Source organism: Pseudomonas huaxiensis, from assembly GCF_003231275.1.
Lineage (GTDB): Bacteria > Pseudomonadota > Gammaproteobacteria > Pseudomonadales > Pseudomonadaceae > Aquipseudomonas > Aquipseudomonas huaxiensis.
The window spans coordinates 202,122-224,000 of the sequence record NZ_QKVL01000003.1; the positions used below are offsets into that span (position 1 = coordinate 202,122).

Annotated in this window: 21 protein-coding genes and 1 pseudogene; 13 read left to right on the forward strand and 9 right to left on the reverse strand. The window is 64.2% G+C overall.

From position 1 onward, the window contains the following. Positions 1-32: 32 nt before the first annotated feature. Entirely contained in the window at positions 33-2,558 is a 2,526-nt protein-coding gene (gene hrpB / locus DM374_RS05860; protein WP_110969022.1) for an ATP-dependent helicase HrpB, read from the reverse strand. Positions 2,559-2,677: 119 nt separating this feature from the next. Between hrpB and DM374_RS05865 the strand changes: the two genes are divergently transcribed. Both DM374_RS05865 and DM374_RS05870 read left to right on the forward strand, forming a co-directional pair. Further along, positions 2,678-3,097: a polyribonucleotide nucleotidyltransferase gene (locus DM374_RS05865; protein ID WP_110969023.1), complete on the forward strand. Its 420-nt coding sequence runs from the start codon at positions 2,678-2,680 to the stop codon at positions 3,095-3,097. Between the two features lies 1 nt (position 3,098). Then, positions 3,099-3,971: a cation diffusion facilitator family transporter gene (locus tag DM374_RS05870; protein ID WP_110969024.1), complete on the forward strand. Its 873-nt coding sequence runs from the start codon at positions 3,099-3,101 to the stop codon at positions 3,969-3,971. A gap of 118 nt (positions 3,972-4,089) precedes the next feature. Here DM374_RS05870 and DM374_RS05875 read toward each other — a convergent pair whose 3' ends face one another. After that, on the reverse strand, positions 4,090-4,917 hold the full coding sequence (locus DM374_RS05875) for a DUF6515 family protein (protein WP_110969025.1): 828 nt from the start codon (positions 4,915-4,917) through the stop codon (positions 4,090-4,092). A gap of 399 nt (positions 4,918-5,316) precedes the next feature. Here DM374_RS05875 and DM374_RS05880 point away from each other — a divergent pair, with 399 nt between their 5' ends. Both DM374_RS05880 and DM374_RS05885 read left to right on the forward strand, forming a co-directional pair. Beyond that, the gene (locus DM374_RS05880) at positions 5,317-5,793 is read left to right on the forward strand and encodes an Lrp/AsnC family transcriptional regulator (protein ID WP_009394930.1); all 477 of its coding nucleotides are present in this window, start codon (positions 5,317-5,319) and stop codon (positions 5,791-5,793) included. A gap of 55 nt (positions 5,794-5,848) precedes the next feature. Next, positions 5,849-6,055: a DUF2788 domain-containing protein gene (locus DM374_RS05885; RefSeq protein WP_095159298.1), complete on the forward strand. Its 207-nt coding sequence runs from the start codon at positions 5,849-5,851 to the stop codon at positions 6,053-6,055. Between the two features lie 3 nt (positions 6,056-6,058). Here DM374_RS05885 and DM374_RS05890 read toward each other — a convergent pair whose 3' ends face one another. From DM374_RS05890 to DM374_RS05905, 4 genes are all read right to left on the reverse strand, one after another. Continuing rightward, positions 6,059-6,688 (reverse strand): pseudouridine synthase, encoded by a 630-nt coding sequence (locus tag DM374_RS05890; RefSeq protein WP_110969026.1) that lies wholly within the window; start codon positions 6,686-6,688, stop codon positions 6,059-6,061. A gap of 6 nt (positions 6,689-6,694) precedes the next feature. Further along, complete coding sequence (gene amn, locus DM374_RS05895; RefSeq protein WP_110969027.1) at positions 6,695-8,167, reverse strand: AMP nucleosidase; 1,473 nt, start codon at positions 8,165-8,167, stop codon at positions 6,695-6,697. Between the two features lie 66 nt (positions 8,168-8,233). Then, on the reverse strand, positions 8,234-9,886 hold the full coding sequence (locus DM374_RS05900; RefSeq protein ID WP_110969028.1) for an acyl-CoA dehydrogenase family protein: 1,653 nt from the start codon (positions 9,884-9,886) through the stop codon (positions 8,234-8,236). An 85-nt stretch (positions 9,887-9,971) separates the two neighbouring features. After that, positions 9,972-11,957, reverse strand: coding sequence for a sensor histidine kinase (locus tag DM374_RS05905; protein ID WP_110969029.1), 1,986 nt, complete (start codon positions 11,955-11,957; stop codon positions 9,972-9,974). Positions 11,958-12,217: 260 nt separating this feature from the next. Here DM374_RS05905 and DM374_RS05910 point away from each other — a divergent pair, with 260 nt between their 5' ends. From DM374_RS05910 to DM374_RS05925, 4 genes are all read left to right on the forward strand, one after another. Beyond that, positions 12,218-13,015 (forward strand): hydroxymethylpyrimidine/phosphomethylpyrimidine kinase, encoded by a 798-nt coding sequence (locus DM374_RS05910; RefSeq protein ID WP_110969030.1) that lies wholly within the window; start codon positions 12,218-12,220, stop codon positions 13,013-13,015. Positions 13,016-13,043: 28 nt separating this feature from the next. Then, complete coding sequence (thiE, locus tag DM374_RS05915) at positions 13,044-13,670, forward strand: thiamine phosphate synthase (RefSeq protein WP_110969031.1); 627 nt, start codon at positions 13,044-13,046, stop codon at positions 13,668-13,670. Positions 13,671-13,686: 16 nt separating this feature from the next. Further along, the gene (gene hemL / locus DM374_RS05920) at positions 13,687-14,970 is read left to right on the forward strand and encodes a glutamate-1-semialdehyde 2,1-aminomutase (protein ID WP_110969032.1); all 1,284 of its coding nucleotides are present in this window, start codon (positions 13,687-13,689) and stop codon (positions 14,968-14,970) included. Between the two features lie 214 nt (positions 14,971-15,184). Then, complete coding sequence (locus DM374_RS05925) at positions 15,185-15,733, forward strand: tetratricopeptide repeat protein (protein WP_095159306.1); 549 nt, start codon at positions 15,185-15,187, stop codon at positions 15,731-15,733. 20 nt (positions 15,734-15,753) lie between these two features. Here DM374_RS05925 and DM374_RS05930 read toward each other — a convergent pair whose 3' ends face one another. Further along, the gene (locus DM374_RS05930; RefSeq protein WP_095159307.1) at positions 15,754-16,080 is read right to left on the reverse strand and encodes a DUF1820 family protein; all 327 of its coding nucleotides are present in this window, start codon (positions 16,078-16,080) and stop codon (positions 15,754-15,756) included. 116 nt (positions 16,081-16,196) lie between these two features. Here DM374_RS05930 and DM374_RS33655 point away from each other — a divergent pair. The 5 genes and pseudogenes from DM374_RS33655 to lnt all read left to right on the forward strand — a co-directional run. Then, a pseudogene (locus DM374_RS33655) lies at positions 16,197-16,343 on the forward strand (tRNA (N6-isopentenyl adenosine(37)-C2)-methylthiotransferase MiaB); the annotation flags it as partial. Positions 16,344-16,466: 123 nt separating this feature from the next. After that, positions 16,467-17,465, forward strand: coding sequence for a PhoH family protein (locus DM374_RS05935; RefSeq protein ID WP_110969033.1), 999 nt, complete (start codon positions 16,467-16,469; stop codon positions 17,463-17,465). After that, positions 17,458-17,952, forward strand: coding sequence for an rRNA maturation RNase YbeY (ybeY, locus tag DM374_RS05940; RefSeq protein WP_110969034.1), 495 nt, complete (start codon positions 17,458-17,460; stop codon positions 17,950-17,952). Before DM374_RS05935 ends, ybeY begins: the two co-directional genes overlap by 8 nt. Positions 17,953-17,957: 5 nt before the next feature. Further along, positions 17,958-18,797 (forward strand): HlyC/CorC family transporter, encoded by an 840-nt coding sequence (locus tag DM374_RS05945; RefSeq protein ID WP_095159310.1) that lies wholly within the window; start codon positions 17,958-17,960, stop codon positions 18,795-18,797. 8 nt (positions 18,798-18,805) lie between these two features. Further along, positions 18,806-20,323 (forward strand): apolipoprotein N-acyltransferase, encoded by a 1,518-nt coding sequence (lnt, locus tag DM374_RS05950; protein WP_110969035.1) that lies wholly within the window; start codon positions 18,806-18,808, stop codon positions 20,321-20,323. Between the two features lie 3 nt (positions 20,324-20,326). On the opposite strand, the gene DM374_RS05955 is transcribed toward lnt, so the two are convergent. Together DM374_RS05955 and DM374_RS05960 are read right to left on the reverse strand one after the other, a co-directional pair. After that, positions 20,327-21,088, reverse strand: coding sequence for a YdcF family protein (locus DM374_RS05955; protein ID WP_110969036.1), 762 nt, complete (start codon positions 21,086-21,088; stop codon positions 20,327-20,329). Positions 21,089-21,388: 300 nt separating this feature from the next. Continuing rightward, on the reverse strand, positions 21,389-21,706 hold the full coding sequence (locus tag DM374_RS05960; protein ID WP_110969037.1) for a hypothetical protein: 318 nt from the start codon (positions 21,704-21,706) through the stop codon (positions 21,389-21,391). Positions 21,707-21,879: the final 173 nt, after the last annotated feature.

Consider the following 21,879-nt stretch of genomic DNA (forward strand, 5'->3'; position numbering starts at 1 on the left):
CCTCCCAAACCTGAGTGCGCTTAGCGGTGCACTCAGGTCCCCCGCGGCTTCGCCCGCGCCGTCGCTTCGGCCACCAGCGGGTCATCCGGCCAGTAGTGCTTCGGATAGCGTCCCTTCAAATCCTTCTTCACTTCGGCGTAGGTGCTGCGCCAGAAGTTCGCCAGGTCCTGGGTAACCTGCACCGGCCGTCGTGCCGGTGAGAGCAGGTGCAGTAAGACCTTCTGCCGGCCCTGGGCGATACGCGGCGTGTCGGCCAGGCCGAACAGTTCCTGCATGCGGACCGCCAGCACCGGCGGGTGCTCGCTGTAGTCGATGCGGATGTTCGAGCCCGATGGCACGTTGATGTGCACCGGCGCCCATTCGTCCAGGCGCTGCGGCAGCGGCCACGGCAGCAGATTGCGCAGGATCGAGGAGAGGTCGAGCTGGGCGAAATGGCTCAGGCGGGTGACTTTGCCCAGGTACGGCTGCAGCCATTCCGGAAGGGTCGCCAGCAAGGCTTCATCGCTCAGATCCGGCCATTCGCTTTGCCCGCCAGCGGCAAGGTCGAGCTGGCGCAGCAGCGCCACCCGCGCCTGCCACTGACGCAGTTCCGGGGTCCACGACAGCAGCGCCAGGCCCTTGCGGCGCACCAGGTCGAGCAAGGCGCGGGCACGGGCGTCGGCGTCCAGGCCGGTCAGCGGCTCGCGGCTGAGCACCAGTTCGCCGAGCTTGCGCTGGCGCTCGGCGCGCAGGACATTTTCCTTTTCATCCCACTCCAGTTGCTCGACCACGCTGACCTGCTCGGCGAGCACGTCATCGAACAGTGCCGGATCAAGCTCGGCGGCCAGGTAGATGCGCTCTTCGCGCTGGCCCTGACGACTGCCGAGGTCGGCGACCACCAGCCAGGGCTCTTTCATCAAGGCATCGGCCTCGCCAAACTGCGCGGCGCGACCATTGGCCAGCCGGTACTCGGCGCCGCCCGCGCGGCGCTGCTGGGCCACCCGGTCCGGATAGGCCAGCGCCAGCAGTGCGCCGAGCCAACGCGGGTGATCCGGGTCGGCGACGGCGGCGCCGGGCTTGTTGCGCAGAAAACCGCGGTATTGCCGCGACAACTGCCGCGCCCGCTGCACGCCGCCCTGGCCGCCACGGTTGGCGCGGGTTTCGCCGCTGAGCAGACTCAAGCGGCTATGCAGATCGGCGCCAGCACCGCGAAGAATATCGCGCTCGCCGAGCAAGGCGGCGACATCACAGGCCATCACGGTCAGCCCCAGGTCCTGGCCGCGCAGCAGCAGGTGGGCGATACGCGGATGGGCCGGCAGTTCGGCCATCGCCTGGCCGTGCGCGGTGAGGCCGAGGCGTTCGGCGGTCAGCGCACCGAGGCGCAAGAGCAGATCCTGGGCCTGGGCGTACGCGGCGGCGGGCGGCACATCGAGCCAGCGCAATTGCGTCGGGATCACGCCCCAGCGGCTGAGTTGCAGGGCCAGCCCGGAGAGGTCGGCCTGGATGATTTCCGCAGTGCCGTAGGCCGCCAGTTGCTCGTGCTGGGCCTCGGACCAGAGCCGGTAACACACGCCTGGTTCCAGACGCCCGGCGCGACCCGCACGCTGGGTCGCGCTGGCACGGGAAATACGCTGAGTATCGAGGCGGGTCATGCCACTGCCGGGGTCGAAACGTGGCACTCGCGCCAACCCGGCATCCACCACCACCCGCACGCCGTCGATGGTCAGGCTGGTCTCGGCGATATTGGTCGCCAGCACTACCTTTCGCGTGCCCGCCGGGGCCGGCTCAATGGCGGCGCGTTGGGCGGACAGGTCGAGTTCACCATGCAGCGGGCACAGCAGCACGCCGGCGCGGCCATCCAGTGCGTCCTGCAAGGACTGATGCACGCGGCGAATCTCGGCCTGACCCGGGAGGAACACCAGCAGGCTGCCGCTTTCGTCGTCCAGCGCCTGCAGCACCGTGTCCACCACCCGTGGCTCGATGTACTCGCCGGGCTGGAACGGCCGGCTCCAGCGCATTTGCACCGGGAACATGCGGCCTTCGCTGCTGATCACCGGGGCATCGTCCAGCAGCGCCGACAGGCGTTCGCCCTCCAGCGTCGCGGACATCAGCAGGATTTTCAGCGGCGAATCATCACGCAGCAGTTCGCGGCCATTGAGGCTCAGGGCCAGGGCGAGGTCGGCGTCGAGGCTGCGTTCGTGGTACTCGTCGAAGATCAGCAGGCCGACGCCATCCAGCGCCGGATCGTCCTGCAGACGGCGGGTGAGGATGCCCTCGGTGACCACTTCGATACGCGTGCGCGGGCCGACCTTGCTGTCCAGACGGATGCGATAACCGACCGTCTCGCCCACCTTTTCGCCCAGTTCGCTGGCCAGCCGCTCGGCGGCGGCGCGGGCGGCCAGGCGCCGTGGTTCGAGCATCAGGATGGTCTGCCCGGCCAGCCACGGCTCGTTCAGCAGCGCCAGCGGTACGCGGGTGGTCTTGCCGGCGCCAGGCGGTGCTTCGAGCACGGCTTCGTGGCGTTGCGCCAAGGCTTCGCGCAGCGCTGGCAGAACGGCATCAATCGGTAAGGAAATCATGGTAGCCCTCAAACAATGGGGCGAGTATAACGGCGAACCCAGCCTGCCCTATCATGGTCTTATCCCCTGAAGCCGGCCTTTTGCCGGTATCGTTGCGGCTTTCATTGCGGAGACTCTCAATGCGTATTTCTTCCCGTGTCACTGGTGGCGCCCTGATCGCGGCCTTGCTGACTCAGCTCACGGCCTGCGGCACCCTGTTCTACCCCGACCGTCGCGGCCAGATCGAAGGCAAGATCGACCCGGTGATCGTCGCTCTCGACGCGGTCGGCATCCTTTTCTATGTGATCCCAGGCCTGATCGCCTTCGGCATCGACTTCGCCAGCGGCGCGATCTACCTGCCGGGCGGCAGCACCGCGCAAATCTCGCCAGAGAAGCTCAACGAAGCCATTGGCGCTGACGGCAAAGTGGACAACACCCGTCTGCAAGCCATTATCGAAAGCGAACTGGGCCAACGTCTGCCGCTGAACGATCCACGCCTGATCCAGCACAAGGGCAGCACCGAACAACTGGCGATGTACGGCCTGGTTCCTGCCGCCTGACATGACCACCACCTCCGCCGAGCACGCTCGCCTGCTGCGCCTCGCCACCCGCGCTTCGCTGGCGGTGGCGTGCATCCTGATCGTCAGCAAGGCGATCGCCTGGTGGCTCAGTGGCTCGGTCAGCCTGCTGGCCGGCCTGACCGACTCGCTGCTCGACGGCGCCGCGTCCTTTCTCAATCTGATCGCAGTGCATTACGCGCTGCGCCCCGCCGATGAAGATCACCGTTACGGGCACGGCAAGGCCGAAGCGCTGGCGGGCATGGCGCAGGCGCTGTTCATCAGTGTCAGTGCGGTGCTGATCGCGTTTCAGGCCGTGGAGCGGTTGCAGAACCCGCAGCCGCTGGGCAATGCCGGGCTGGGCGTGGCGGTGATGGTGTTGTCGCTGGTGCTCACCGTGGCGCTGCTGATGGTGCAAGCGCGGGTGATCCGCATCACCGGCTCCACAGCCGTGCGGGCTGATTCGCTGCACTACCGCTCCGACCTGCTGCTCAACGGCAGCATCCTCGTCGCCCTGTTGCTGGCAGCGTTTGGCTGGCCGCAACTGGATGCATTTTTCGGTTTGGGGATTGCGGTCTACATCCTCTGGAGCGCACTGACCATTGCTCGCGAAAGCTTTGCCACGCTGATGGATGAGGAGTTACCGGCGGATGTCAGCGAGCGGATGCTCGGTCTGGTGTGTGCGGTGCCGGGCGTAGTCGGTGCGCATGACCTGCGCACGCGGGTTTCGGGGAGTCGCTGGTTCGTGCAAGTGCATCTGGAACTGCCTGGGGCGCTGCCGCTGACCCAGGCGCACGGGTTGTGCGAGGACGCGGCAGCGGCGATCACACGGGAGTATCCGCGGGCTGAGGTGTTGGTGCATGCGGATCCCGTTTAGGGGTGATTTTTAGGGCCCCATCGCTGCGGTTCGGCGCCCCGACAAGCCAGCTCCCACAGGGTTCGCGGTGCATACAATACTCTGTGGGAGCCGGCTTGCCGGCGATGAGGCCACAAGATCAGTTGACGCTATACCCCCGCCCCGCCATGCAAGCCCCCATCGCCCGCCGATAGGTGTCCGCCACCTGCACCGGTGGCGCCTGGTTGGCGTAGGCCGGGTCGAAACCACTCTGCTCCACCGCCCAGCGATGGCATTGATAACGGTCCTGTTCGACCTGCTGCGGCGGCTGGCCCTGCATCGGGTAAGCAACCACGTCATACCCGCTGCCCTGCACCGGCACCGGCTGCTGAACCTGCGGCGGATTGACCACCACGTACTCGCGACTGTCGTTCTGATACTGGTAATAGGTGTCCGCCACCAGGAAGAACAGCGCCCCGCCGATCCACATCTCGCGGGCGTAATCCGGCAGGTAAGTCACTCGCACGCCGTAAGGCGGAGTCACCACCACATAACCGCCGCCATGCGGGCGATACCAGTAGCCGCCAGAGAAGAAGTAGTCCTGGCCGCGATACGGCACCCGCGAGAAACGATCAGGGAAACGATCGATGGTGTGCCCCGGCCGGTATTGCGGTCCCGGTCCCCAGCCATTGCCATGCCCGTCGGGACGGCCCGACCAGTTCGGCTGCGGTGGGCGTTGGCCGCCCTGGTTGCCCTGCCAGTTCGGGTTGCCATCGTTGCGCCGGGGGATGTCCTGGTAATGGCCCTGCCGCGGCTGCTGGGTCTGTCGCACTTCGTCCGGCCGCTGGCCCAGCGGCGATCCCTGTTGGCGCTGCTCGCCACCGCGGGATTCCGAAGGTCCGCAGTGATCCCGCTCGTCATCGGCATGGACGCCCAGGCTCAGGCAGAGCACGCCGACACCCACCAACGGCCAGATACGCAAGGTCATGCTGTTCCTCTTTCATCGTAGGAAATGATCACAGCGCCACTCTAGCAGGCGCAGTTCCGGTCGCCAGATGAAATCTCGGACATTAAAAAAGGGCGACCGTTGGGTCGCCCTTTGAGAATTTTGTCCTGGCTCGGCGCTTGTGACGCCGGCTCACCTCACACCTGTCTTGTGGACCGTGTGTAGCCCGGGGGCCAAGCACAACCCTGTGGGATTGCTGGCCGCGACTGTCCTGATTGAGTCAGTCGCCGTGGACGTGTGTCCGGGCAGTGATTCTGGAAACAATCATAGGAAAATAGAGGTGACAGAGGATTGCGAAGATTGCGAAAAAAAACACCACTTGCGCAATTTTTTACTAAATATTAATAATTGTCAGCAATTCAAACAGAAAAGGCCTGATCGATGAGCAAGCTGGACCGCTATGACCTGAGCATTCTCGCCGAATTGCAGCGCGACGCGCGCATCTCCAACCAGGAACTGGCCGAGCGCATCGGGCTGTCGCCCTCGCCCTGCTCGCGACGGGTCAAGCAACTGGAAGACGACGGCTTCATCTCCCGCCAGGTGGCGCTGCTGGACCGCAAGAAGCTCGGCCTGAGCCTGACCGCCTACGTGCTGATCGGCATGGACCGACACACACCCGAGCGTTTCGAAACCTTCGAAGCGGCGATCCGCAACCTGCCCCAGGTGCTGGAATGCAGCCTGGTCACCGGGATGGACGCCGACTACCAGCTCAAGGTGGTGGTGCCGGACATGGATCATTACCAGAAACTGCTGCTCGGTCACCTGACCCGCATCGAGGGCGTGACTAGCGTTCGCTCAAGCTTTGTCCTGAATCAAGTGTTGGCCAGTACGGAGCTGCCGCTGACGCACCTGCGTTAGTCAGTCCCGAGGGTGAGGCGTATACTTGCGCGCCTCACGCCGCCGGAGAAAATCGATGGATCCTGTGTTGTTCGAAGAGTGGATGATGACCATCCTCGTCACCATCCTGATTGGTTTCATGGGCTTCATCGTCTGGGACCTGGCAAAGAAGTCCAAGGCCGGCAAACTCGGCACGTTCATCCTCTTCTTCGCGCTCGGCCTGGGTGTCCTCGCCTTCGTCATCAAGAGCGTGGTGATCACCTGGATCGAGCTTCATCAATAAGCCTCAGCGCTTCGCAGGCACTTCCTTCCACTGGCCCGGCTCAAGCCCGTCCACAGTCCAGTCGCCGATCCTGACCCGCACCAGACGCAGGGTCGGCAGCCCCACCGCCGCGGTCATTCGTCGCACCTGGCGGTTACGCCCCTCCTTGATGATCAACTCCAGCCAACTGGTCGGCACGCTCTTGCGAAACCGCACCGGCGGATTGCGTGGCCAGAGTTCCGGCTCTTGCAGTTGCCGGGCCTGGGCCGGCAGGGTCATGCCGTCGTTCAATTCGACGCCGTCGCGCAGGCGCTGGATCTGCTCTTCGTTCGGTTCGCCTTCCACCTGCACCCAATAGGTTTTCGGCAGCTTGTGCTTCGGGTCGGCGATGCGCGCCTGCAACTGACCGTCGTTGGTCAGCAGCAGCAGGCCTTCACTGTCGCGGTCGAGGCGGCCGGCGGGATAGACGCCGGGCACCGCGATGAAATCCTTGAGGGTCGCCCGCCCCTCGCCGTCGCTGAACTGGGTTAGCACGTCGAAGGGTTTGTTGAACAGCAGCAACCGCGGCTCGGCCGGCGGCGCCTTGGGCGGGCGTCGCGGACCGGCGGGTTTTGCCGCGGGGCGGCGCGGCGTGGAGCGTGGTGGTAACGGCATGGGGCCTCAGCGGAACGGCGGCTCGTCAAAACTGCGCAGTTTACGCGAGTGCAGCGAGTTCAGTTCGGTGCGCAGCAGGTCGAGGGCGGCGATGCCGATCTTCAGGTGCTGGCTGACGGCACGGTTGTAGAAGGCGTTGGCCGCACCCGGCAGCTTGATCTCGCTGTGCAGCGGCTTGTCCGAGACGCACAGCAACGTGCCGTAAGGCACCCGCAGGCGATAACCCTGGGCCGCGATGGTACCGCTTTCCATGTCCACCGCCACAGCGCGCGACAGGTTGATCAACGGTCGCTCCTGGGCCCAGCGCAGTTCCCAGTTGCGGTCGTCGTAGGTCAGCACGGTGCCGGTGCGCAGGCGTTTCTTCAGCTCGTCGCCACGCTCGCCAGTCACTTGCGCCGCCGCTTCCTGCAAGGCCATCTGCACTTCGGCCAGGGCCGGGATCGGGATGTTCGGCGGCACCACGCGGTCGAGAATGCCGTCGCGCCGCATGTAGGCGTGGGCCAGCACATAGTCGCCGATGGTCTGCGACTGCCGCAGGCCGCCGCAGTGGCCGATCATCAACCAGCAGTGCGGACGCAGCACCGCCAGGTGGTCGGTGATGTTCTTGGCGTTGGACGGGCCGACGCCAATGTTGACCAGGGTGACACCATCGCCATCGGCGGCGATCAGGTGATACGCCGGCATTTGGTAACGGTGCCAGACCACGCCGGCCACCAGCGCCTGGGCCTCGCCGTTGTCCATGGCCTTTTCGATGATGACGTTGCCCGGCAGGACCATGCGCACGAAACGCGGGTCGTCGCGCAGTTGCTCAAGGCCATGGCTGATGAACTGGTCGACATAGCGGTGGTAGTTGGTCAGCAGGATCCACGGCTGCACATGACGCCAGTCGCTGCCGGTGTAATGCACCAGGCGGCGCAGCGAGAAGTCCACCCGCGCGGCGTCGAACAGCGCCAGCGGCAGGGTCTCGGCGCTGCCCCAGTCGTACAGGCCGTCGGCGATGCCGTCGGTGGCGGCGGACAGGTCGGTGCTCGGGAACACCCGCGCCAGCGCCGCAGCAGTAATGCCGGTGCCCGCCAGTTCATCGCCCTGCTCGACGACATAGGGGTAAGGAATGTTCTGTTCGCTGACGCCCACTTCGACCGTCACGGTGAAGTCCTGCATCAGCGGGCGCAGTTGTTCCAGCAGGTAGCCGCGGAACGCCGCAGGATGGGTGACGGTGACGCTGTAGGTGCCCGGCAGCTGGACCTTGGCGTAGGCCCGGGTGGTGGCGGCAACTTCACCGTTGTAGTGATAGGTCAGGCGCAGTTCGGGATAGCGGAACAGCGCACGCTCGTCCGCATCCGGCTCGGTGCGGTCCTTCAGGTAGCGCTTGAGCGCCTGGCTCAGGGCGGTAGTCGCGTTTTCGTGCAGGGCCGCCAGACGATCGACGGCTTGCTCGGCGGTTTCTACGACAACGAAGGCTTCATCAAAACGGCTCACTGGTTACTTCCTGTCTGACATGCAGGTTTCCATCTTGCCTACATCCGCGGCCAAAGGCACGCCCGTTCAGAGCGGCCAGGCCGGCGTGGACCGTTGCACCAGCGCGGCGACATCCACGCCACGCGGCAAGGTGCCATAGACCCGACCGCCGCCGCTGAGGCGGCTGGCCATAAAGGCGTCGCTCACCGTGGCGTTGCCCGCCTCCAGCAGCAGCTTGGCCTGCAGGCCGACGGCGATCTCTTCGACCAGTTGCCGGGCGCGGTACTGGATATCGCCAGTGTCGGCGAACGCCGCCTTGAGGTTGCCGATATGCGCGGCCAGGCGCGGGTCACCGTGGCCATCGCCGAGTTCGGCGAACAGGCTGTCGAGCACGCCCGGCTCCTTGGATAACGCCCGCAGCACATCCAGGCACTGAACGTTGCCCGAGCCCTCCCAGGTGGAGTTCACCGGCGCTTCGCGGTACAGCCGCGGAAGAATGCTGTCTTCGACATAACCGGCGCCGCCCATGCACTCGGCGGCCTCGTTGATCATGGCCGGGGCGCGTTTGCAGATCCAATACTTGCCCACCGCCGTCACCAGCCGGGCGAAGCGGGCCTGGTGCGGATCGTCGAGATGGTCAAGGGCGTGGCCCATGCGCAGGCTCAGGGCCAGCGCCGCTTCGCTTTCCAGCGCCAGGTCTGCCAGCACGTTCTGCATCAGCGGCTGTTCCGCCAACAGCCGGCCGCTGACCTGACGGTGGGCGCAGTGGTGGGCCGCCTGGGTCAGGGCCTGACGCATCAACGCGCTGGAGCCGACCATGCAATCGAAGCGGGTCATCGCCACCATCTCGATGATGGTCGGCACGCCGCGGCCTTCTTCGCCGATCATCCATGCCAGAGCGCCGCGGAACTCCACTTCGCTGGACGCGTTGGACCAGTTGCCGAGCTTGTTCTTCAGGCGTTGCACGTAGAACTCGTTGCGCCGGTCGTCGGGCCGATGGCGCGGCAACAGGAAACAGCTCAGGCCCTTTTCGGTCTGCGCCAGGGTGAGGAAGGCGTCGCACATCGGCGCCGAACAGAACCACTTGTGACCGACCAGTTCGTAGGCCTGGCCCGGCCCCGGCGAACCCACCGGGTACGCCCGGGTGGTGTTGGCCCGCACGTCGGTGCCGCCCTGTTTCTCGGTCATCGCCATGCCAAGGGTGACCCCGGATTTGTGCCGGTCGCCGACATTGCGCGGGTCGTACTCGGTGGCCAGCACCTTGGGCAGCCAGTATTGCGCCAGTTCCGGCTGCAATTTCAGCGCCGGCACTGCGGCGAAGGTCATGGTCAGCGGGCAGCCACTGCCGGCTTCGGCCTGGCTGTGCAGGTAGGTCATGGCGGCGCGGGCAACATGGGCGCCTTCCCGCGGATCGGTCCAGGGCAATGACGGCAGGCCGTGCTCGACGGCCGTGCGCATCAACTGGTGATAGGCCGGATGAAACTCCACCAGATCGATCCGATGACCGTAGCGGTCGTGGCTGACGAACTGCGGTTTGTTCTGGTTGGCGAGAAAACCCGCCTCCATCAATGGACCGCCGGCAAGGGCACCGTAGGCATCGATCCGCGACTCGGCCCAACCGGCCCCGAACCTGCGACTCCACTCCTGCAAGGGCAGGTCGAGGCGGTAGAGGTTGGCGCCATCGAGGGACGGCGGCTGGTTGGTGACTTCGTGGGTTTCAGCGTACTGATGCAGGTTCATGCGGGGCTCCTGATCGTATGAGGCGTGTCTGATAAATCCAGTGAATCACGCCCCGAGCCCGGGTCAAAGTGACATAACCGCCACACTAGCCGCGATATGACACCTGCCCCTGGGCATCGCCCGGCGCCGTTGCCAGGGTCACCGCTACACCAAGTTCGAAGCGGCTGCCTTCGCCCGGTACCGAGCTGTGCTGCAAGCGCGCGTCGATCAGTGCGGCCAGCTTCCGGCAGATCGCCAGGCCAATGCCGAGGCCGCCGTATTCACGGCTCATCGAACCATCGACCTGGAAGAAGCGCTGGTACAGCAGGGTGTCGTCCAGCGCGGCGAAGCCGATTCCGCTGTCGCGCACTACGAAACTCAAATGCAGCGACGGCCCCTGCGCCCTGACACCTCGCACCTGCAGGCTGACACCACCGCGGTGGGTGAATTTGAGGGCGTTGTCGAGCAGGTGACCAAGGCACAGAGCCAGCTTGTGCCGGTCGCCGACGATCCGGTCCGGGAGTTCTTCCGCCACGTCCAGGTTCAACAGCAAGCCCTTGTCCAGGGCGCTCGGGTGGAACCGCCCACCCAGCTCATGCAACAGGCCACGCAGGCTGAACGGCTCGTTGCGAGCGGCCAGCCGGCCGGCCTGCAATTCAGTGAGGACAAGGATGTCATCGACCATGCGCATCATGTTCTGCGCAGCAACACTGGCGGTGTGCTGGTAGTGGCCCAGCTCGGCTTCCAGCGGCAGCGTCTGCATCAGTTCCAGCGAGCCGATCACGCCGTTCATCGGAGTGCGCAGTTCGTGGGTCACTGTGGCGAGGAATTGGTCCTTGAGGCGGTTGCTGTGGGCCAGTTGCTGGTTCATTTGCTCCAGCGCATGGCCGGCTTCGCGCAGGGTTCGCGCCTGTTCATCGCGCATGCCGTTGATCCGGTCGGCCAGGGCTAGCGACAGCAGGCCGACCTCCAGCGCCGCGCCAATCTGGCTCGCGTACATGGTGAGGAAGACGTTGGGCAGGTAGCCCAGCACCATCAGCGTGTTGACCAGACCACCGAGCAGAAACGCCGACCAGGCGATGATGAAGTAGCGCGCTACCCGCATGCCCCGCCGCCAGGCGAACACGCCGGCGGCAAAGATGCACAGGGTGAAGGCCAGCGCCAGCGCGGTGGCCAGGCGCAAAGCGAGGCCGTAGCTGGACGCCAGCGACATCAGCATCACCAGCGCCGAACAGATCACCAGCCCCAGCAGCAGACGGTCGAAGGCCCGGCTGTGGCGGGACATCTGCAGGAAACTGCGGGCGAACTGACAACCGAACAGGCCGGCAGCACCGATGAACAGCGGCGTCGCGGCATTCGCCCACCACGGGCTGTCCGGCCAGAAATAGGCCACGGCCGCGCCATTGACGGACAACTGGTAGAGGCCGAACGAGGCGATATAAAGGATGTACCAGAGGTAACTGGTGTCGCGCACGCTGACGTAGATGAACAGGTTGTAGACCAGCATCCCCAGCAGCACGCCGTAGATCAGCCCAAGCACATAGATTTTCGCCGGCAGGGCTTCCACATAGGCCTGGCTGGACCAGAGCGTCAGCGGCGCCTGCACCGAGCCTTCGCTGTGCAGGCGCAGATAGACGGTCAGCGACTGATTCGGCTGCACGGGCAATTCGAACAGGAAGTTGCTTTGGGCGATCTGCCGACTGGCATACGGCAGCGCATCGCCGGTGCGCTGGGCCAGGCGATAGACGCCGCCTGCGTCCGGCAGATACAGCTCAAGGTGATCCAGCGGCGGGTAGGCGAGTTCGAGCAGCCAGGCGCGCGGCGCGGCCTGGGGCATGGCGTTGTAGTGGAGGTCGATTTTCAGCCAGAACGCGGACGTGGAATAACCGGCGTTGAGCACATCAGCCTGGTGCGGCTGGAAGTGGGTGACAAAGGATGGCGCACTGACCTGGGCGATGGAGGCACTGCCGTCGTGGTCTTCGAACACCTGCATGACGTGGCCCAGGGGCAGGCTTCGGGTCGAGTCGTCGAACGCCACGGCATCGGCCAGCAACGGAAGCCAGCCCAGTAGAACGATCAGCAAATAGCGCATACAGCCCCAGCAAGGCCTGCACGGTCGCGTCGTGATGCCTCCTGTCCGTTTGAGACGACGAAATCCGGCAGTGCCTGATGTCAATTTCGAAGCGCGCAAGTATAGCCGCTCGGCGCTGCCAGCAACCACGGCGAATTTCAAACCAGCCGCTCTGGCACGGCCTATACAGCCATAAAACAAAATATTTCTGACCGCTCGATCAAAAAACTCGCACGCGCCAGCAAACCCGCTAAAAGAGTTTGGTGGTAAGCTCGCGCACCATGAATATCTACAGCTCCCGCCCCGTTGTCCTCTGTCTCTCCGGCCACGACCCCAGTGGCGGCGCCGGCTTGCAGGCAGATATCGAAGCCCTGATCGCGCAAGGCTGTCACGCCGCCCCGGCCGTGACCGCACTGACCGTGCAGAATACCGTCAATGTCCAGGACTTCCGCGTGCTCGACCGCGAGTGGGTACTGGCCCAGGCCAACATCGTCCTGACCGATTCCGAGGTCGCCGCCGTCAAGCTCGGCATGCTCGGCTCGCTGGAGATGGTCGAGACCGTGGTCGAGCTGCTCAGCGCGCATCCGCACCTGCCGGTGGTCTGCGACCCGGTGCTGCGCGCCGGCGGCGGCGGTCGGCTGGGCAAGGACGAAGTCGGCTACGCGATCCGCGAACGCCTGCTGCCGCTGGCGACCATCGCCACGCCGAACCTGCCGGAAGCGCGCATCCTCGCCGAACTGCCCGAGGGCACGGCCGACGAATGCGCGGAAAAACTCCTGCCGTTCGTCAAACACCTGCTGATCACCGGCGGCCACGGCGAAGAAACCGAAATCCATAACCGCCTTTACAGCCGCGACGGCGAGCAATCCACCTGGACCTGCCAGCGCCTGCCCGGCAGCTACCACGGCTCCGGCTGCACCCTGGCCAGTGCCCTCGCCGGCCGTCTGGCCCTCGGCGAGCAACTGCCGAGTGCAGTACGCTCGGCGCTGGATTACACCTGGCGGACCCTGCGCGACGCCGAACAACTGGGCAAGGGCCAGTTCGTGCCCCGCCGCCTGCCGCTGGATTTCTGCTCCTGAAACACTGAATTGCTGTGAGGCGCCTGTAATGAAGCTACGCGGTTTGTATGCCATCACCGACAGCCAGTTGCTGGCCGGCCGGTTTCTGCCTTATGTCGAAGCCGCGCTGGAAGGCGGGGTGACCCTGCTGCAATACCGCGACAAGAGCGACAACCAGGCGCAACGGTTGCGCGATGCCGAAGCCCTGCGCGACCTCTGTGAGCGCTACAAGACCCAGTTGATCATCAACGACGACGCCGAGCTGGCCGCGCGCCTGGGCGTCGGCGTGCACCTGGGGCAGACCGACGGCCCGTTGACGCCGGCGCGGACCCTGCTCGGGCGCCAGGCAATCATCGGTTCCACCTGCCACGCCCAGCTCGACCTGGCCGAACAGGCCGCCCGCGAAGGCGCCAGCTATGTCGCCTTCGGCCGCTTCTTCAATTCGGTGACCAAGCCCGGCGCGCCGGCCGCCAACGTCGAATTGCTGGAACAGGCCCGCACACGGATCAAACTGCCGATCGCGGTCATCGGCGGCATCACCCTGGAGAACGCCGCGCCGCTGGTCGAGCACGGTGCCGACCTGCTGGCGGTGATCCACGGTCTGTTCGGTGCCGACAGCACGCAGGAAGTCACCCGCCGCGCCCGTGCCTTCAACGCCCTCTTTACCCGTATCTGATTTGCGAGAGACCACCATGTCCCGTTCCGAAATCCTGTTCGCCAACGCCCAGAAACACATCCCCGGCGGCGTCAACTCGCCGGTCCGTGCCTTCCGCAGCGTCGGCGGCACCCCGTTGTTCTTCAAACACGCCGAAGGCGCCTACGTCACCGACGAAGACGACAAGCGTTATGTCGACTACGTCGGCTCGTGGGGCCCGATGATCCTCGGCCACAGCCACCCGGACGTGCTGGCTTCGGTGCGCAAGCAACTGGAACACGGCCTGTCCTACGGCGCACCGACCGCGATGGAAACCGAGATGGCCGATCTGGTCTGCTCGCTGGTGCCATCGATGGAAATGGTGCGCATGGTCAGCTCCGGCACCGAAGCGACCATGAGTGCTATCCGCCTGGCCCGTGGTTTCACCGGTCGCGACAGCATCATCAAGTTCGAGGGCTGCTACCACGGTCACTCCGACAGCCTGCTGGTGAAAGCCGGCTCCGGCCTGCTGACCCAGGGCGTGCCAAGCTCGGCCGGCGTGCCGGCGGACTTCGCCAAACACACCCTGACCCTGCCGTTCAACGACATCGACGCGGTGGCCAAGATGCTCGGTGAAGTCGGCCAGGACGTGGCGTGCATCATCGTCGAGCCGGTAGCCGGCAACATGAACTGCGTGCCGCCGGCACCGGGTTTCCTCGAAGGCCTGCGCAGCCTGTGCGACCAGCACGGCGTGGTGCTGATCTTCGACGAAGTGATGACCGGTTTCCGTGTCGCCCTCGGCGGCGCCCAGGCGCACTACGGCGTGACCCCGGACCTGTCGACCTTCGGCAAGATCGTCGGCGGCGGCATGCCGGTCGGCTGCTTCGGTGGCAAGCGCCACATCATGGAACAGATCGCCCCGCTGGGCCCGGTCTACCAGGCCGGCACCCTGTCCGGTAACCCGCTGGCCATGGCCGCCGGTCTGACCACCCTGAAGCTGATCAGCCGTCCGGGCTTCCACGACGAACTGAGCGCCTTCACCAGCCGCCTGCTGGACGGCCTGCAACAGCGCGCCGACGCGGCGGGCGTACCGTTCGTCACCACGCAGGCGGGCGGCATGTTCGGCCTGTACTTCACCGGAGCCGACGATATCGTCACCTTCGACGATGTGATGGGCAGCGACACCGATCGCTTCAAGCGCTTCTTCCACCTGATGCTGGAAGGCGGCGTGTACCTGGCGCCAAGCGCGTTCGAAGCGGGCTTCACCTCGATCGCCCACGGCGAAACAGAGCTGAAGATCACCCTCGATGCCGCCGAGCGGGCCTTCGCCAGCCTGAAATAAACAGCGGGCAAACATAACGAGGGCGAAAGTCTTGAAGCCAATAGCTTGTAAGACTTTCGCCCCTGTTTATTAAGAATTAACCAAACTCGTGGCCGTTAATTCCGTCTCATTAACAGAAATTCTGGTAAAGACTTTGTAAGGTTGGCGCTGCTTATCCCATAATGTGCCACCAGACACACTTTGGCCGCAGCTTTGCAGAGGTAAGTCGATCACCATGAACCGCGCCGGCCGCGCCCTCGTCCTGGGCTGCCTGTTGCTACTTCAGCCCCTGCTGGCCATGGCAGGCGGTAACTCGTTGCTGATCCCCACCACGGGCCGCTGCACCCTCAACACGTCCCCCGAAGAGCTCGCCGACGCCGTGACTCGCTGCAAGCAGTCCGCGCAATCCGGTGATGCCCAGGCGCAATACGAACTGGGTGAGTTCTATCACGATGGCAAGAACACTCCGCGTGATCTCAATCAGGCTCTGAATTACTTCGAGCAGGCCTCGCTGCAAGGTCATGCCGATGCGCAACTGCAACTGGGCACGATGTTCTTCCGCGGCGAGGGCGTCCCTGCCAACAACGTCCAGGCATATATCGTGCTGAAGATGGCGGCGGTCAACGGCGCCGAGGATGCGCTGGACCTGGCCGACCAGGTGGCGGCGCAGATGCAGCGTGATGAACTGGAAGTCGCTACCCAGGTGCTCGGACAGATCTTCCGCAAGTATTTGCTGGAGCTGCAGACCGTCGACGGTCGCACGCCCTTCTCGCCACTGCCCTGATCCGGGCTTGTTTTTCCGGCTTACTTATCCGAGATAGGCATCGGGAACGGCATCACATTGCTGACGCCCTTGGCCTCACTGATCTTCGGCGTACCCAGGCGCTCGACTTCATCGATCCGCACGATCGAATGCATCGGCACGAAGCTGCGGGTAACACCTTCGAACTGCGCCTTGAGCTTCTCTTCGCTGGGATCGACCACCACCTGGGTGCGCTCGCCGAACACGAATTCCTCTATTTCAAGAAAACCCCACAGATCACTCTGGTAGATCTGCTTGGCATACATCTCGAATACCTGACCCTGATTGAGAAAGATCACTTTGTAGATGGGGGCTTCACGCTTGGTCATTTTCGGCAGGAAAGATCGGAATCAAAGAGGGCGCGAACTATAGCACAGGCCCTTGAGACCACGGCCCAAGGAACAGTCCGCCACCGGTCCTGTACTTTACGATTCGCGAGCGGGCCAAGGATCGCGCCTCGTCGCAACTGCGCGCGGAGAATAACCGTATCGTCAACTTGCGCTGCGACAATCCAAAGCGGATCGGCCAATTCATCGGCATTCATGGCGACGACGCGCGTCCTCATTCACTGTGCGGCTTGCGGGTACAGTGAATGGCCACGGTGCCGGACGTGGACAAACCCGCCACCCATTGATCGTTTCAGCGCTTTCGCAGGCTCGCGGCTGGGGTTATCCTTCACCACATATTTCTTGCCCAAGGGCGGCTTAAAACAACCTTGAACGCACCCATCGAACCCCATCGTTTCATCCTCGAGCCCTTCGAAGCTCACCGTTTCGCCAACCTGTGCGGCCAGTTCGACGAGCACCTGCGCCTGATCGAACAACGCCTGGCCATCGAAATCCGCAATCGCGGCAACCAGTTCGAATTGATTGGCGAGCCCAAGGTCACCTCTTCCGCCGAGCAACTGCTGCGCCGTCTCTACCGCGAGACCAAGGCCACTGAACTGTCGCCGGAAATGGTCCATCTGTACCTCCAGGAATCCACCGTTGAAACGCTGGAAAACCCGGCCATCAACGAAGTCAGCGTCTCGCTGCGCACGCGCAAGGGCACCATCCGTCCGCGCGGGCTGAACCAGCAACGCTACGTCAAGGAAATCCTCGGCAACGACATCAACTTCGGCATCGGCCCGGCCGGTACCGGCAAGACCTACCTCGCGGTAGCCTGCGCCGTGGACGCGCTCGAGCGCGAACAGGTGCGACGCATCCTGCTGGTGCGCCCGGCGGTAGAGGCGGGTGAAAAACTCGGCTTCCTGCCCGGCGACCTGGCCCAGAAGATCGACCCGTACCTGCGACCGCTGTACGACGCCCTGTATGAAATGTTCGGCTTCGAGCACGTGACCAAGCTCATCGAGCGCCAGGTCATCGAAATCGCCCCGCTGGCCTACATGCGCGGCCGCACGCTGAACAACAGCTTCATCATTCTCGACGAGAGCCAGAACACCACCGTCGAGCAGATGAAGATGTTCCTGACCCGCATCGGCTTCGGCTCCACCGCCGTGATCACCGGTGACATCACCCAGGTCGACCTGCCGCGTGGCACCAAGTCGGGCCTGGCCCATGTCATCGAGGTGCTCAAAGGCGTGCCGGGCATCACCTTCACCCATTTCCAGCCCAAGGACGTGGTGCGCCATCCACTGGTGCAACGCATCGTCGAAGCCTACGAGCGCTTCGAAGACCAGCAGGCCAAGGATGAAGGCAAACCGCGCAATGCTTGAACTGGACCTGCAACGGGCGACCGAAGCGGCCGCCCCCGATGACGCCCTGTTCCGCCGCTGGTGCGAACTGGCCCTGCGCCAGCGCACTGCCGACTCGGAAATGACCATCCGTCTGGTGGACGAAGCTGAAGCCCGCGAACTGAATCACACGTACAGGCACAAGGACTACGCCACCAACGTCCTGTCCTTCCCCGCCGACGTCCCCGACGACATGCTCGATATCCCGCTGCTGGGCGATCTGGTGATCTGCGTGGCGGTGGTCGAGCGCGAAGCCGCCGAGCAAGGAAAGTCCCTTGAAGCCCACTGGGCGCACCTAGTCATCCATGGGTGCCTGCACCTGCTGGGCTACGACCACATCGACGACGATGAGGCCGAGGAAATGGAAGCACTGGAACGAACGTTGCTAGCAGAACTGGGTCATCCGGACCCTTATGCCGACGACGAAGACGACACCTCTCACACTGATATCTGCAAGGATCACGAGTAACCGCCATGAGCGAAGATCGATCGAGCAACGGGCAAAAGTCCTGGCTGGGCAAACTGACCCAGGCTTTTGCCCATGAGCCGAAAAACCGCCAGGAGCTCCTTGAGCTGCTGCGCGAAGCCCACCAGAACAAGCTGCTCGACAGCGAAGCGCTGACCATCGTCGAAGGCGCCATTCAGGTCGCCGACCTGCAGGTGCGCGACATCATGGTGCCGCGCTCGCAGATGATCAGCATCAAATCGTCGCAGTCGCCCCGCGAGTTCCTCCCGGCGATCATCGACGCCGCGCACTCGCGCTATCCGGTGGTTGGCGAAAGCCACGACGATGTCCTCGGCGTCCTGCTCGCCAAGGACCTGTTGCCGCTGATCCTCAAGGAGAACGGCGACAGCTTCAACATCAAGGACCTGCTGCGCCCGGCCACCTTTGTGCCCGAGTCCAAGCGCCTGAACGTCCTGCTGCGCGAGTTCCGCGCCAACCATAACCACATGGCCATCGTCATTGACGAATACGGCGGCGTGGCGGGTCTGGTGACCATCGAGGACGTGCTGGAGCAGATCGTCGGCGATATCGAGGACGAGCACGATGTCGAGGAAGACAGTTACATCAAACCGCTGCCCAGTGGCGACTTCCTGATCAAGGCGCTGACCCCGATCGAGAACTTCAACGAGTTCTTCGACAGCGAGTTCTCCGACGATGAGTTCGACACCGTCGGTGGCCTGGTCATGAGCGCGTTCGGGCACCTGCCCAAGCGCAACGAAACCACTGAAATCGGGCCGTATCGCTTCCGTATCCTCAACGCTGACAGCCGCCGGATACACCTGCTGCGCCTGACTCCCGTCACCCGTTAAGGACCACCATGCGTTGGATCACCCGCCCCGGCTGGCCCGGTAACCTGCTGGCCGTGGCGGCCGGCGCCCTGACTCCGCTGGCGCTCGCGCCCTTTGATATCTGGCCGCTGGCCTTGCTGTCGCTGGGTCTTTTCTACCTCGGCCTGCGCGAGTTGAGCCCGCGCCAGGCGCTGGGTCGCGGCTGGTGCTACGGCTTCGGCCTGTTCGCCGCCGGCACCTGGTGGATCTACGTCAGTATCCACACCTACGGTGGCGCCTCGGCGCTGCTGGCCGGCGGGCTGATGCTCGCGTTCTTCGCCTCCATCGCCTGGTTCTTCGCCCTGCCCGCCTGGCTCTGGGCGCGCTGGCTGCGGCGAAACGAAGCGCCACTGGCCGACGCCCTGGGCTTTGCCGCCCTGTGGCTGGGCCAGGAAGCCTTCCGCGGCTGGTTCCTGACCGGTTTCCCCTGGCTCTACGCCGGTTACAGCCAGCTTGACGGCCCGCTCGCCGGACTCGCGCCGGTGGGCGGCATGTGGCTGGTGTCCTTCACGCTGGCATTGACCGCCGCGCTGCTGTGCAACCTGCGTCTTCTGCGCCAGCGCAAAGCCTTCCTCGCGGCCGGCATCGCCTTGCTGGTCGGCCCGTGGGCCATCGGCCTGGGGCTCAAGGGGCATGCCTGGACCGTGCCGTCCGGCGATCCCCTGAAGGTCGCGGCCATCCAGGGCAACATCGAACAAAGCCTGAAATGGGAACCCAACCAGTTGCGCAGTCAACTGGAGCTGTACCGCGACATGAGCTTCGCCAGCAAGCCGGTCGACCTGATCGTCTGGCCGGAAACCGCAGTGCCGGTGTTCAAGGACTCGGTGCAAGGCTATCTGGACATGATGAGCGGCTTCGCCGGAGATCGGCATTCGGCGCTGATCACCGGGGTTCCGGTGCGGCAGATCGAGCACGACCAGCGGCGCTACTACAACGGCATCACCGCGATCGGCGAAGGTGACGGCACCTACCTGAAACAGAAGCTGGTGCCCTTCGGCGAATATGTACCGCTGCAAGACCTGCTGCGCGGGGTGATCGAGTTCTTCGACCTGCCCATGTCCGACTTCGCCCGCGGCCCGGCCGACCAGCCGCTGCTGCAGGCCAAGGGTTACCAACTTGCGCCGTTCATCTGCTACGAAGTGGTCTACCCGGAACTGGCCGCGAGCCTCGCCGCACGCAGCGATATCCTCCTGACCATCAGCAATGACACCTGGTTCGGCAAGTCCATCGGCCCGCTGCAGCACCTGCAGATGGCGCAGATGCGCGCCCTTGAGGCCGGGCGCTGGATGATCCGTTCGACCAACAACGGCGTTACCGGCCTGATTGACCCGTTCGGGCGGATCACCGCGCAGATTCCGCAGTTCGAACGCGCCATCCTCTACGGCGAAGTGGTGCCGATGCAGCAACTGACGCCTTACCTGCAATGGCGCTCGTGGCCGCTGGTGATCCTCTGCACGCTGTTGCTGGGCTGGGCATTGCTGACCAGCCGGATCGCCAAGACGGTCTGAGCCTCAGTAGAAAAGTCGGTATCCGACAAGGCCAACTGCTTCGTTGAACAGTTGGCCGCTTTGCCACATCACCTTGCTGTGCGGCAGCCAACCGCCGAACGGGTAGCCGTGATCAATGCCCATGAAGCCCACGGGCGCCGGCACCACGTCAAAGCCAGCCCGCTGGAAACTCCAGACCGACCGCTGCATGTGCCAGGCCTGCGTCACTACCACGACCCGCTTGACCCCTTGCGGCAACAGCATCGCGGCGCTCAGCTCGGCATTTTCCCAGGTGGTGCGGCTCTCTTCTTCAAGCCAGCGCACCGACACTCCGAAATCCCGCTGCATCGAATCGGCCATCAGCCGTGCTTCGCTGGGCGGCGATCCGTAGTGCAGACCGCCCGTGGCCAGTACCGGCAGGCCGGACGCCTTGGCCAGTTGTGCGGCGTAGCGCATGCGTTCGAGGGCCACGCCCGTTGGCTGGTCTTGCGAGCCCCAGGCCGGGTCGCCGCGCTCGCGCCCTGAGCCGAGGACAACGATGGCATCAGCACGCTCGGCCAGCGTTGCCCACTGATCCATGCGCAGCGCCGGCACCGTTTCGATCTGGCTGGCCACATGCTGCATCACCACCGGAAGGCTCATCGCCAGCAGACCGCCGAATCCCGCGACGAAACACAAACGCGCCGTGCGCGGCCACGACCTGCGCAGCCACCAGCCGGCGATCAGCAGCACGAAGAAAATGCCCGGCGGCATCAACCATTGTTTGATGAAGAAACGAAACGGCATCGGGCATCTCCCTGAAATGCGCGAAGCATAAGCTTTGTACGAAATGTATTCGAGCGAAGGCCAGGCAAGGCGAAAATAGGCGAGGAACGGCCGGGGTCGCGCTCGACGTTGACTGGTTGTAAATGAGCATTCCGACCGGGCTCGCGCACGAGCCTATTTTCAACGCAGCCTGGCCGAGTTCGGATGCATTTCGTGCAGAGCGTAAGAGAAATCGGCGCCTGGAAACATTAACCAGGCGCCGTATCGGAGAAAAGAATGTTGCGGTGGCGCACTCCAGACTGCGCCGTGACAGGTCGAACGTTATTTGCGTTGCAGCGCTCGGGATTTGAGCGCTGCGGTGGAACGTGCCTTGTCCTTGAGCCAGATGACCCGACCCGAAGGGGGCGCTTCCATTGAGGGTACAACGCCGGAAACTTTTTGCCCGCGTGCCGGCGCGGACTCGAGATAGGCTTTGATAACGTCGAACTCGGCGCTGCTCAAACCACGCAGTTCCAGTTCGTCGGGCATTTCATCGCGTAATCGAACCGAGGTCCGGGCCACATCCAGGGCCAGTCCCAGACGGTCGATCAGTCGTTCGTAAAGCTCCGGCTTCAATGCTTGTAGCTGCGAATCTCCCATCCGTTCACCTCATCGAAGATAAAATTCATCTCCCCCAGACATGAGCTTAGCGTCACCGGCAAAAGCGGCTGGACGCCGCGACCAACGGCCCTGGCGCCGGCCCGCGATGCAATCAGGGTTTCCCACGACCGTTGGGGGTCATGTATGCTACGGCGTTCACTCTTGACACCGGA